Source organism: Mesorhizobium sp. M1329 (assembly GCF_040318035.1).
In the GTDB taxonomy this organism is placed as follows: domain Bacteria; phylum Pseudomonadota; class Alphaproteobacteria; order Rhizobiales; family Rhizobiaceae; genus Mesorhizobium.
The window spans coordinates 94,222-107,226 of the sequence record NZ_JAMYLN010000003.1 but is presented as its reverse complement, the minus strand read 5'-3'; the positions used below and the strand labels follow the sequence as shown (position 1 = coordinate 107,226).

Below are 13,005 nucleotides of genomic sequence, written 5' to 3'. Positions count from 1 at the left end.
GCAAAAACGCGGCACAGTTTTGCGAAACTTGGCTATGGGCCGGCGCGAATGAAGTTCTCGCGCCTTCGCCTGCTCGGCTTCAAATCCTTCGTCGAACCCGGCGAGTTCGTCATCGAACGCGGCCTGACCGGCATCGTCGGGCCGAACGGCTGCGGCAAGTCGAACCTGGTCGAGGCGCTGCGCTGGGTCATGGGCGAAAGCTCCTACAAGAACATGCGCGCGTCCGGCATGGACGACGTCATCTTTTCCGGCTCGGGAACGCGTCCGGCCCGCAACACCGCCGAAGTCACGCTCTTCCTTGACAATAGCGACCGCACTGCGCCGTCTGCCTTCAACGACGCCGATGAGTTGCAGGTCTCGCGCCGCATCGAGCGTGAGGCGGGCTCGCTCTACCGCATCAACGGCAAGGAGGCTCGCGCCAAGGACGTTCAGCTGCTGTTCGCCGACCAGTCGACCGGCGCCCGCTCGCCCTCGATGGTCGGCCAGGGCCGCATCGGCGAGCTGATCCAGGCAAAGCCGCAGGCGCGCCGCGCGCTGCTGGAAGAGGCGGCCGGAATTTCCGGCCTGCACACGCGCCGCCACGAAGCCGAGCTGCGGCTGAAGGCAGCCGAACAGAACCTCGAACGGCTGGACGACGTCGTCGGCGAGCTGGAAAGCCAGATCGAAAGCCTGAAACGCCAGGCCCGCCAGGCCGCGCGCTTCAAGAATCTGTCGGCCGACATCCGCAAGGCCGAAGCGACGCTGCTGCATCTGCGCTGGACGCTGGCCAAGACGCAGGAAGGCGAAGCGCGTTCGGCGCTGGCGATTGCCACCGCGCTGGTCGGCGACCGCGCTGCCGCCCAGATGGCTGCTGCGAGGGAACAAGGCATCAACGCCCACCGGCTGCCGGACCTGCGCGATGCGGAAGCCGCCGCCGCCGCCGCCTTCCAACGTCTGTCGATCGCCAAGGCGCAGATCGAGGAAGAGGCAGGCCGCATCCGCGCCCGCCAGGCTGAGCTCGACCGCCGACTGCAACAGCTTGATGGCGACCTTGCCCGCGAGGAGCGCATGGTCCGCGACAATGCGGATATCCTCGAACGTCTCGCCGCCGAAGAAGCCGCGCTCAACGCCGAAAACGCCGGCGCCGCCGAGCGCGAGGCCAGCACCCGCGCGGCTTTCGAGCAGGCGGCATCGACGCTTGTCTCGAGCGAGGCCAGGCTCGCCGCGTTGACCGCCGAACGGGCGGAGGCCGCCGCCTCGCGCAACCAGATCGAACGGACGCTGCGCGACACCGCTGAGCGCCGCGACCGCTTTGCCCGCCAGCTTGCCGATGTCGACCGCGAACTGTCGGAGATCGTCTCCAGGGTCGCCGGCCTGCCCGATCCCGCCGAGAAGCGGCTGCTGGTCGATCAGGCGCTGGCACTGCTCGAAGAGGCCGAGGCAGCCGCCATTGCCGCCGAACAGACGGTTGCCGAGGCGCGTGCAGGCGAAGGTGCTGCCCGCCCACCGGTTCAGGACGCAAAGGCCGAGCTGGCGCGGATCGAAACCGAGGCCCGCACGCTGGCCAAGATCCTCAACGCCGCCAGCGGCGATCTATTTCCCTCGGTGCTGGAGCAGATCAGCGTCGAGCGCGGCTACGAGACGGCGCTGGGTGCCGCGCTTGGCGAAGATCTCGACGTGCCGCTCGACCGCAGTGCGCCGGTGCATTGGGGCCAGAGCGAAATCCAGCCCGCCGACGCCGCATTGCCCGAAGGCATAAGGAGCCTCGCCAGCGTTGTGCGCGCGCCGGCACAGCTGGCCCGCAGGCTGGCCCAGATCGGCATTGTCGAAGCCGCCGACGGAAGACGGCTGCAGACGCTGCTTGCTCCCGGTCAACGATTGGTCAGCCGCGAAGGCGCGCTGTGGCGTTGGGACGGCTTCACCGCCAGCGCCGATGCCCCGACCGCCGCCGCGCAGCGGCTGGCGCAGAAAAACCGGCTGGCCGAGCTCGATGCCGAAGCAGTCCATGCCACGCGCATCCTGCGCGAAGCTGAACAAGCCCTTGCCCAGGCCGAACAGGCGCTTGCCCAGGCGAGCGAGGCTGAACGCAACACCCGGCAGGCCGGGCGCGACGCCCAGCACGGGCTGGACGCTGCCCGCAATACGCTGGCCGAGGCCGAAAAAGCCGGTGGCGAACTGTCGAGCCGGCGTGCCGCCCTTGACGAGGCGCGCGCACGCATTGTCGACAGCCATGAGGAGACGGCGGCGGCATTCGTCGAGGCGGAAATGCTGCTGCAAGACGCGCCCGATCTCGGCGATCTGCAATTGCAGCTTGAGCAGTCGGCGGCCAACGTCGCCCGCGACCGCGCCGCCCTTGCCGATGCGCGTGCCGTTCACGAGGGCCTGAGGCGGGAAGCCGAGGCACGGGTGCGCCGGCTCGACGCCATCGGCGCGGAACGGCGCAACTGGGTGGCGCGCGCCGAAAATGCCTTGACGCAGATCGCGGCGCTCGGCGAACGCAAGGCCGAGGCCGAGGCCGAGCGCGAGCAACTGGCCGACGCCCCCGACGAGATCGACGCCAAGCGGCGCGCCTTGCTCTCGCAGCTCGCCGAGGCCGAAAGCCTGCGCAAGGCAGCAGGCGACCGCTTGCAGGAAGCGGAGAACCGGCAGTCCGAGCTGGACAAGGCTGCGACTGCTGCCATCCAGTCGCTGGCCGAGGCGCGCGAATCCCGCGTTCGCGCCGAAGAGCGGCTGACCGCCGCCGACGAGCGTCGGCTGGAAGTCGAGGCGCGCATCCAGGAAACGCTGAACACGCCGCCGCATCTGGTGATCCGCCACACCGGCCTCGAACCCGACAGCCCGATGCCCGAAATGGCCGAGATCGAGCGTCAGCTCGACCGACTGAAGGTCGAACGCGAACGGCTGGGCGCCGTCAATCTGCGCGCCGAGGAAGAGCAGAAGGAACTGTCGGACCGGCTGGAGACCATCGTCTCCGAGCGCGACGACATTATCGAGGCGATCCGCAAGCTGCGGCAGGCGATCCACAGCCTGAACCGTGAAGGCCGCGAGCGGCTGCTCGCTGCCTTCGAGGTGGTCAACGGCCATTTTCAACGGCTGTTTTCGCACCTGTTCGGCGGCGGCACCGCCGAGCTGCAATTGATCGAGTCCGACGATCCGCTCGAAGCGGGGCTCGAGATCCTGGCGCGACCGCCCGGCAAGAAGCCGCAGACGATGACGTTGCTGTCCGGCGGCGAGCAGGCATTGACCGCGATGTCGCTGATCTTCGCCGTGTTCCTGACCAACCCGGCGCCGATCTGCGTGCTCGACGAAGTCGACGCGCCGCTCGACGACCACAATGTCGAGCGTTTCTGCAATCTGATGGACGAAATGGCCGCAACCACCGAGACACGCTTCGTCATCATCACACACAACCCGATCACCATGGCGCGCATGGACCGGCTGTTCGGGGTGACCATGGCCGAGCAAGGCGTCAGCCAACTGGTGTCGGTCGACCTGCAGGAGGCCGAAGCCATGCGCGAGGCAAGCTGACGCATCAGCTTAATGGTGGTCTCCACCTCGGCTTTCGACTATAGCACGACGAAATGGGCCGGATCTGCCGCTCCAGATACCGGCCCGGCTATGCGCGTGGAGAAGCTTGTTGCCTATACTTGTCACCGGAGCCGCGGGGTTCATTGGCAGTTACGTTTGCCACCATCTGCTCGACCGGGGAGAAGCGGTCGTCGGCGTCGACAACATGAACGACTATTACGACCTGGCGCTCAAAAAGGGGCGGCTTGCCGGGCTTGTGCCCCATAAGGATTTTTCGTTCCACCAGATCGATATTGCCGAACAGGGCGCGCTTGCGGCCGCTTTGGCCGGGCAGGGCATCGTCAGCATCGTGCACCTTGCCGCGCAGGCGGGCGTGCGCCACTCACTCGACAATCCGCGGCTCTATATCCGCTCCAATGTCATGGGCCACCTCGAAGTGCTCGAATTCTGTCGCGCCGAACCGGCATTCGAGCATCTGGTCTATGCCTCGTCGAGCTCGGTGTATGGCGGCAACCGCAGCGTGCCATTCAGCGAAGCCGATCAGGTCGACAAGCCCGTTTCGCTTTACGCTGCCACCAAGAAAACCGATGAGTTGATGAGCCACACCTACGCCCATCTGTTCGGCATCCCGCAGACCGGCCTGCGTTTTTTCACGGTCTACGGTCCCTGGGGCCGTCCCGACATGGCCTATTGGATGTTCACCCAGGCGATGCTCGAGGGCAAGCCGATCCGGGTCTTCAACAATGGCGAAATGTGGCGCGATTTCACCTACATAGACGATGTTGTGAAGGCGATTGTCGCCGTGCTCGACAAGCCGCCGGCGGCTGACATTCCGCCGAACAGGCTCTACAATGTCGGCAACAACCGGCCGGTGCGGCTGGGCGACTTCATCGACATTCTGGAAAGGCTGCTCGAGGTCAAGGCAATCCGCCACAACGAGCCGATGCAGGCGAGCGACGTCGAGAAGACTTACGCCGACATGACCGCGCTGGAGCGGGATTTCGGCTTCAGGCCTAGCGTTTCGATAGAGGACGGGCTGAAGAAGTTTGTTGACTGGTACCGGCCGTACTCGAAACAGTAATTTGCACCGCTCGCCGTGGCGTCTTCATGCGTGACACCTGGAGTGGGGCGCAAGTCGGTCCGCAAAAGCATCATTTTATCCTAACATCCTGTTAACCATATGCTTGCTGAAAGGTATCCGATTAACCTTTGAGGCGCTTATGACCGCTATGTTTCGTGGCTTGCTGTTCAGTATGAGCTGTGTGGATGTGCGGATTCGGGGGCTATTTCGGTTCAGTCCGGGATGCGGAAGCTTTGCTTGCGCGCATGACGTCTGCGATCGCCCATCGCGGGCCGGATGAACAAGGGAAATTCGTAGCGCCCGAGGCTGGACTTGGGCATGCGCGGCTGTCGGTGATCGGGATTGGTGATGGCCAGCAGCCGATGTCCGACGAAACCGGCAATTTGACGATTGCCTTCAACGGCGAGATTTTCAATTACGTCGAATTGCGCGAAGGGCTGCTGGCCAAGGGCCGACGCTTCCGAACGTCGAGCGATACCGAAGTTCTCCTGCAGCTGTATGACGAGATGGGCGAAGACTGCCTATCTCTCCTGAACGGTGATTTCGCCTTCGCGATTTGGGATAACCGGCGACGGCGGATGGTGCTTGCAAGAGACCGCATGGGTGTTCGGCCGCTGTTCTACACCAGCAAGGACGGGGTGCTCTACTTTGCGTCGGAGATAAAAGCCCTGCTGAAGGTACCCGGCGTCTCGGCCGAAATCGATCCGATTGCACTCGACCAGATCTTTACCCTGTGGGCGCCGATCGCTCCACGCACGGCTTTCCGCAACATCCACGAGCTGGAGCCGGCAAGCGTGATGATCGCGACACCGGGGCAAGTCACAGTCAAACCATACTGGCACCTGGACTACCCGTATCCGGATACGCCATCGAAGATCACCAATGAGGACGACGCGGCCGAGGAACTGCAGGCCCTGTTGACCGACGCGGTGAGGCTTCGCATGCGCGCCGACGTGCCGGTCGGTTCTTACCTTTCGGGCGGGCTCGATTCATCCCTCGTTTCGGCACTCGCGGCCGGCATGACTCCTCTTAAGCTGCAGACATTTTCCGTGACGTTCGACAGCGCCGAGCATGACGAAAGCGCCTTCCAGACCGAAATGGCGTCAGCACTTGGCACGCGTCATCGAACCATAGCCTGCCGTGCCGGCGATATCGCCGGTGTGTTTCCCGAAGTCGTCCGCTTTACCGAGCGGCCGATCATCCGCACCGCCCCGGCGCCCCTCTATCAACTGTCCGGCCTCGTTCGCCAGGCCGGTTTGAAAGTAGTGCTGACAGGCGAAGGCGCCGACGAGGTCTTTGCCGGCTATGATGTCTTCAAGGAAGCGCGGGTTCGCCGTTTCTGCGCACGACAGCCAGCATCGCGCATCAGGCCACAGCTGTTCCGCAAGCTTTATCCCTATCTGCCGGGCCTGCAACAGCAGTCCGTGGAGTACCTGGCTGCGTTCTTCGGCACCGGCAGCGCTGCCCTGGACGATCCGCTGTTCTCGCATCGGCCGCGGTTCAAGACCACATCAGCGGCGAAGATGTTCTTTTCCGGTGACCTGCGCGCGATATTGAAGGGCTATGACGCAGCCGAGGACCTGGCCAGCCGGTTGCCTGAGGCGTTTTCCCGGTGGCATCCGCTGCATCAGGCGCAATATCTCGAAACCCGCTTTCTCCTGCCGGGCTACATCCTCTCCAGCCAGGGCGATCGCATGGCAATGGCGCACGGTATCGAGGGGCGGTTCCCCTTCCTTGACCATCGCTTGGTGGAGTTTGCGGCAAGACTTCCGCCGGAGATGAAGCTGAAGGGACTGGTGGAAAAACACACATTGCGCAAAGCTGCCAAGCACCTGCTTCCGACGGCCATCCGCGAGCGCACCAAACAGCCTTACCGGGCGCCGGAAGCCCGCTCCTTCATTGGAGCGGGAGAACTGGACTACGTACGCGACTCACTGAGCGAGGCGAGCATCGCCGCCGGAGGACTATTCAACGCCAAGGCGGTGGCGAACCTGCACGAGAAATGCCGCTTGCAGCCAGCGTCCGGATTCCGCGACAATGCGGCTTTCGTCGGCATTTTGTCGACGCAACTGTGGCAGAAGATTTTCACCGGCGAAAAGGTCGGTGCAGCACGAGCGGCCTGAGAAATCGAGGGAATGAAAAAATCATGGTAGCAATCAAGGACAAGGTCAAAACCTTTATCGTCGACAACTTCCTGTTCGGGGACACGTCCTACGAGCTTGCAGACTCGGCATCACTGATCGAGAACGGCATCATCGACTCGACGGCCGTGTTGGAGCTAGTGGCATTCATAGAGGATGATTTCGGCATAGCGATGGTCGATGCCGACATCGTACCGGCCAATCTGGATTCGATTGACCGCATCTCAGCCTTCATCAAGGCAAAAGCAGAAGCGCTGGCAGCTTAGGCGCCATCGGCGAGGAGCGTCCGTGCGGATCGAACATTTTCTGACGGCGAAGGCCGCTGCCCATCCAGCCAAAACGGCATTGATCACCGAGCACAAAAGGCTGTGCTACGAAGAGCTGGACGATCTCTCGAGCCGCCTGGCCGCCGCCCTTTTCATGAATGGCATCAGGCGCGACGACCGGGTGCTGATCTTCATGGACAATTGCTGGGAGGCTGCGGTTTCGATTTTCGCGGTTCTTAAAGCAGGCGCGACTTTCAGTCCGATCAACGCATCCACCAAGGCCGAAAAGCTGGCCTACATCATCGCCGATTGCGACGCCGCTGCGATCCTCACCCAGGCAAAATTGATGCCCGTGGTCGCCGAGGCGTCCGGATCCTCCGGCAAAACGTCCTCCGGCAAGACCGGCATCTTCGTGGCTTCCACCGTTGCCGCCGATAACCAATGCCCGGCAGGAGCCACATCCCTGGCGGATTGCTTGACGTTCCAAGCCAGGGAGATCGACCATCGCGGCGTTGACGTCGATCTTGCGATGTTGATCTACACCTCGGGTTCGACCGGCCGGCCCAAGGGTGTGATGATGACGCACCGCAATTGCGACGCGGCGGCCGACTCCATCACCACCTACCTGCGCAACTCGCCCGACGACATCATCTTGAATGTTCTGCCCCTCGCTTTCGACTACGGCCTCTACCAATTGCTGATGGCAGTCAGGCTCGGCGCCACGCTCGTGCTCGAGAAGTCCTTCGCTTTTCCCCAGGCGGTCTTTGAGCGCATCCGCCAGGAAGGCGTCACCGGGCTTCCGCTCGTGCCCACGATGGCAGCGATGATCCTGCAGATGAGGGACCTGGCGCCGGGCTTCCTGCCCAGCCTTCGGTATATTTCCAACACGGCGGCTGCCTTGCCGCCGCCTCACATAGAACGCCTTCGGTTCCTTTTCCCCAGTGTCAGGCTCTATTCGATGTATGGCCTGACGGAATGCAAGCGCTGCACTTATCTGCCGCCAGAGGAGCTCGACCGCCGGCCGGGCTCGGTCGGAATAGCCATTCCGAACACCGAAGCCTTTGTCGTCGACGACGAGGGGCAACGGGTGCTGCCGGGCGTAGCAGGTGAGCTGGTCATTCGCGGGCCGCACGTCATGCAGGGTTATTGGCGAAACGAAGCTGCGACGGCACGAGCCCTGCGCCCGGGTCCGAACCCTTGGGAGAAGGTTCTCTACACCGGCGATCTGTTCAGGGCCGATGAGGAAGGCTTTCTTTATTTCGTCGGCCGCAAGGACGACATCATAAAGTCGCGGGGAGAGAAGGTGGCGCCCAAGGAAGTGGAAGCCGTGCTTCACGCTCATCCGGGCATCGCGGAAGCGGTGGTTGTCGGTGTGCCGGATCCCGTGCTCGGGCATGCGATCGGCGCAGTTATCGTACGGTCCGACCCGGCGCTTAGCGAAAAGGATATCATACGCCACTGTGCACGCCACCTTGAGGACTTCATGGTCCCCAAGGTCATCGAGTTCCGCCGCGAGCTGCCGAAGACCGATACCGGCAAGGTCAGCCGTCGGCTTGCGGCAGAAACCATGGAGGCCGCGCAATGAATGTTCGCCCGAACGATGATGCGCGGACCTTTCTGGCGCAGGCTCTGGCGATCGACCTGGCCACCGAAACGAACCGTATCGTAACGGCCCTGCGCCAGCAGTTGCGCGGGCTTCGCAAGCGGGGCCTTGTGCTCGGTCTTTCGGGAGGGATTGATTCGAGCGTCTCGGTCGCGTTGGCGGCACGAGCCGTCGGCCGCAAGAATGTGCTTTGCCTGTTCATGCCGGAAAGCGATTCCGATCCTGAAAGTTTGCGGCTCGGCCGCCTCGTCGCCGAAACTTTCGGTGTCGAGGCTGTGACGGAGGATATCGGGCCGATCCTGCGCGCAATGGGCTGCTACAAGCGTCGCGACGCCTTCATCCGCGAATTGGTCCCGGAATACGGCGAAGGCTGGGCCTCGAAGATCGTGATCGCGAACGCCCTTGAGGGCGGGGGCTACAATATCTCGTCCCTGGTGGTGCAGGATCCCGAAGGCAAGCAGACGAAACTGAGAATGCCGCTGCCTGTCTATCTCGGCGTCGTCGCCGCTACCAATATGAAGCAGCGCACCCGCAAGCAGATTGAATACTATCATGCCGATCGCCTGAACTTCGCCGTTCTTGGAACGCCGAACCGGCTGGAATATGATCAGGGTTTCTTCGTGAAGAACGGTGACGGCGCCGCGGACGTCAAGCCGATCGCCCACCTGTACAAAACGCAGGTCTATGCGCTGGCGGCCCATCTCGGTGTTCCGGAGGAAATCCTTAACCGGCCTCCGACCACCGATACCTACTCGCTGGCGCAGACCCAGGAGGAGTTCTACTTCTCGCTGCCCTATGACCGTATGGATCTTTGCCTTTACGGTCTCAACAACGGCGTGGCGGCTGAGGTAGTGGGGCAGGCGGCGGGGTTGGCCGCCACACAAGTGGAACGCGTCTGGGCCGATATTGTCGCCAAACGCAAGGCGACGCGTTATCTGCACCAGCGTCCGCAACTCATTGATGACGTAGAGGAAATCGGTACCTGATAGACAGGTGAAGCGGTGTGCACGGTTCGATTTGAATGCGTCCGGCTTTAACTGAAACGGCTGCCGATCAGCCGGCTCCACTGCTCGCCCGCAAGCCCGTTCAGGAAGACTTGCGAGTTCTTCATGGCGTCCAAAAGCTCTGGATCACGTGAATGTACCACCGTTGAGGCAACGGTCAGGAAAGCGATGCGTCGTCCAAGCATCGCCTCCAGAAGTGCAGGTTGAATGCGTCCGCGCAGGCCGCTGACGCCGCGCGCGGCGGCGTGATCGATCAGGCAGTCAATCACCGGGCCCGCCTGGCCGGGGAGGGCGAAAATCTGCAGCACGCGACCAATTTCATACTTCCGTGCGTAATAGGCGAAAGCGCCGATATTGGTGCCGACTGGCGACGTCACACAAACGTAGACAAGCTCGCCCAGATCCGGCTTTTGTGCCGCATCGGTCAGGATGTGGTCGAGTTGGCCTTTCGTCCAATATGGGCGCAGGGCGAATTGAGCGGTAAACGGTTCGATGAGCCTGGCAAATGTGTGGCTGTCGATTTCGGATGTATGAAATGCTCCGTGGCCTGCCCCGTCCACCGCCACACCCGACCAACGTCGTTCGCTGGACGTCATCCTCCTGCAATAAAATCGGTCAACTGTACGCGCCAACGGATTGAGCATTCGCGCAAGCGCCATGCGATTGGCGGAAAGGCTGAGCATGAAGGCCGCGGGGCGCATCACGCGCACCCAGTCAAGGCTGTATTGCGGCAGGACCACGCCGCGCAGCCGGGTCCACAATTTCACGGAGATATCGTTGGCCGTCTCGCTGAAGGAGATGTCCTGCGGACCATCCAGGTAAGCTTTCAGCAAGCGAGCGCCGGCCAGCGGGTCGTGCTCGTGGTCCTCGACCATGAGCGAGCTACAGATGGCCGCGCGTAGTTGTCGGCCGTTGAACGTCATCGGCAGGACGTGGACGCCGACAAATCCGGAGACGCGACCGGCGTCGTTGACATGGACAAGCGACCGGAGGTTGTCTCCGCAACCGGGCGCATCCAGATAAAACCGTTTCATGTATTCCACGAGAGAGGCCGGCGCTTCGGTCCTCTCCTTCAACAGCACGCGCTGAAACATGTTCGCAACTGCCGGGAGGTCGGCGCCTTGCAAGGCGCGAATGACGCTCAAGCCCAGCTCCCGCCACCAAAGTCCCGTCCACCGAGCTTCCGGACCAAGGCGACGCGAGGCACGAGAATATCGGACGCGAGTTCCAACTCGACGCCTATGAAGCCGTGCAACCTCGACCAGTTGCGATCGCCCCGGTGACTGAACGGAGTGCTGAATTGCTGCGGCAAGGTGGACCCTTTGCTTGACCGACGAAAACCGGCGTCATTGCTGCTAGCAGATTCAGGTAAACCGATATTAAAGTCGTTGCTTTGAATGGTAGCGAAACGAGTTTGTCCGGCCCCATATCTGGACATCAGCGATTTCGTTCCTGGCGGAATTTATACAAACCTGCGGGCATGAGTTGCGTGCTACACCTCGAACCGGTTCGGCTGGCCAAAGTTTCGCGTGGCGGCTCTTGACTGGGGGCGCGGGCGTAATACGGTGAGGACAAATACCGGCTCTGGCCGCCGGGCGGCAAGAATGCCTCGTATGCCTCGCCTTGCGGCGGTGGCTGCGGGGCATTGTCATTTTGAGGCTTTGCTTGAAACGGCATATCGAGATCGGCATTCTCTATTCGCGGTCCGGCAACTACCGGCTGGTGTCCGAATCCTGCCGTGCGGGCGCGATGAACGCCATCGCCGACGTCAACGCCGATCCCGCTATCCCATTCGAATTCGTCCCGGTCGAGCGCGACCCGCAGGGTAATATCGATCGCTATGCAAGCGGCTGCGCAGACATTCTCGCCAACAGCGGCGCGCGTCACATCATTGGCTGTATCACCTCGTGGAGCCGCAAGGAGGTCATTCCAATCCTGGAAAGGGCAGGCGGCACGCTGTGGTACGCCTGCCCGTACGAGGGCTTCGAAGCCAACGAACATGTCGTCTACACGCACGCCTGCCCCAATCAGCATCTCGTACCGCTGCTTGCCTATGTCGTGCCTCGTTTCGGCGCCGACGGCTTCCTGCTCGGTTCCAACTACATCTGGGGTTGGGAGACCAACCGCGTGGCGCGCGACCTGATTGCGGACGCCGGCGGCAAGGTGCTGGGCGAACGCTATCTGCCGCTCGGCGAGGTCGATGTTGCGAGGCTGATCGCGGAGATACAGGCGACGAGACCTGATTTCATTCTGAACAATCTCATCGGCCCTTCTTCTTATGCCTTCATCGCTGCCTATGCCGAGCTTGGCCAGCGCGACCCGCATTTCGGGCCGGAGCGTTGCCCGATCCTGTCCTGCAATCTCACGGAATGCGAATTGCCGGCGCTCAACGGGGCAGGCGATGGCCATCTGTCCGTTGGGCCCTATTTTCACGACATCTCGGAGGTGGATCGCGGAGCGGCTTCAGTGTCTTCCGTCATGCCTGCCTCATCCTTCGAGGCGGCGGCTTATGCCTCGGTGCGCACCCTCGCCGAGATCCTTACCCGCAGCCCCGATGCGCAATGGATGGATCTTCCCAAGGTCTTCGCCGAAACATCATTTCGAACGCCGCTGGGCGACATCGCCATCGACCCGCAAACCCAGCACACTACCTTGCCGGTGCAGATCGGACGTATCGATGGAACATCGTTCAAAACGGTCACGCTGACGAAGGGCGTGGCACCCGATCCCTACCTTTCCCGCTATGACCGGACGGAGACGTTCGGGCGGCCACGCCTGCGGGTAGTGTCGTGAGCAAGATGGCGCGTATCCCGAACCTTGGAGGCGCCAGGGCTTTTGTCCTGCATCGTCCACATCCGACCGTGCAGGCGATCACAAGGCAATTGTCGGCCATCGGCCTAGAGGCGATTGGCTTCTGGCCGGAACTGCCGGCCGAAGCCTTGGCGGCGGACTTCGTCTTCTTCGACGTCGACCTCGGCTTTGACGAGCAATTTCCGTGGAAACCGGGCGAGGCACCGATGCCGCTGATAGCGCTGATCGGCTCCGAGGCGCCGGGGCGTGTCGAATGGGCACTGTCGCACAAGGCCGATGCCCAATTGCTGAAACCGGTCGGCAATGCCGGCGTCTATAGCGCGCTTTTGATCGCAAGGCAGAGTTTCGAGGCGCGCAAGCTTCTGGCCAGCGAGATTGCCTCGCTTCGTCAGCGGGTCGCGGAGCGCCAGACCATCGTACGCGCCGTGGAGGTCTTATCGAAGGGCGCCGAGGACGGCCGCGCCTATGCGCAGCTCCGCTCGCTGGCGATGAGCTGGCAAATCAGCGTCGAGGACGCCGCGCGCAGGATCGTGGCGATGACACAAGAAGAAGGCGACGATGACCAATCCGGTCGCGCGTGAGCTTTCAGCCG

Annotated in this window: 9 protein-coding genes; 8 read left to right on the top strand and 1 reads right to left on the bottom strand. The window is 62.6% G+C overall.

What is annotated here, in order from left to right:
• Nucleotides 1–48 precede the first annotated feature (48 nt).
• The 6 genes from smc to nadE all read left to right on the top strand — a co-directional run bounded on the left by smc (nucleotide 49) and on the right by nadE (nucleotide 9,584).
• Complete coding sequence (gene smc, locus NKH21_RS04100) at nucleotides 49–3,507, top strand: chromosome segregation protein SMC (RefSeq protein WP_352661058.1); 3,459 nt, start codon at nucleotides 49–51, stop codon at nucleotides 3,505–3,507.
• 109 nt (nucleotides 3,508–3,616) lie between these two features.
• Complete coding sequence (locus NKH21_RS04095; protein ID WP_352661061.1) at nucleotides 3,617–4,588, top strand: NAD-dependent epimerase/dehydratase family protein; 972 nt, start codon at nucleotides 3,617–3,619, stop codon at nucleotides 4,586–4,588.
• 185 nt (nucleotides 4,589–4,773) lie between these two features.
• Complete coding sequence (gene asnB, locus NKH21_RS04090; protein ID WP_352661064.1) at nucleotides 4,774–6,711, top strand: asparagine synthase (glutamine-hydrolyzing); 1,938 nt, start codon at nucleotides 4,774–4,776, stop codon at nucleotides 6,709–6,711.
• 20 nt (nucleotides 6,712–6,731) lie between these two features.
• On the top strand, nucleotides 6,732–6,995 hold the full coding sequence (locus NKH21_RS04085; protein WP_254818658.1) for an acyl carrier protein: 264 nt from the start codon (nucleotides 6,732–6,734) through the stop codon (nucleotides 6,993–6,995).
• Between the two features lie 22 nt (nucleotides 6,996–7,017).
• Entirely contained in the window at nucleotides 7,018–8,580 is a 1,563-nt protein-coding gene (locus NKH21_RS04080) for a class I adenylate-forming enzyme family protein (protein ID WP_352863177.1), read from the top strand.
• Entirely contained in the window at nucleotides 8,577–9,584 is a 1,008-nt protein-coding gene (nadE, locus tag NKH21_RS04075; RefSeq protein ID WP_352661068.1) for an NAD(+) synthase, read from the top strand. Before NKH21_RS04080 ends, nadE begins: the two co-directional genes overlap by 4 nt.
• 47 nt (nucleotides 9,585–9,631) lie before the next feature.
• Here nadE and NKH21_RS04070 read toward each other — a convergent pair whose 3' ends face one another.
• The gene (locus tag NKH21_RS04070) at nucleotides 9,632–10,747 is read right to left on the bottom strand and encodes a hypothetical protein (protein WP_352661071.1); all 1,116 of its coding nucleotides are present in this window, start codon (nucleotides 10,745–10,747) and stop codon (nucleotides 9,632–9,634) included.
• 520 nt (nucleotides 10,748–11,267) lie between these two features.
• Between NKH21_RS04070 and NKH21_RS04065 the strand changes: the two genes are divergently transcribed.
• Complete coding sequence (locus NKH21_RS04065; protein ID WP_352661074.1) at nucleotides 11,268–12,395, top strand: transporter substrate-binding protein; 1,128 nt, start codon at nucleotides 11,268–11,270, stop codon at nucleotides 12,393–12,395.
• On the top strand, nucleotides 12,392–12,994 hold the full coding sequence (locus tag NKH21_RS04060; RefSeq protein ID WP_352661077.1) for an ANTAR domain-containing response regulator: 603 nt from the start codon (nucleotides 12,392–12,394) through the stop codon (nucleotides 12,992–12,994). The genes NKH21_RS04065 and NKH21_RS04060 overlap by 4 nt, the downstream gene beginning before the upstream one ends.
• Nucleotides 12,995–13,005 lie beyond the last annotated feature (11 nt).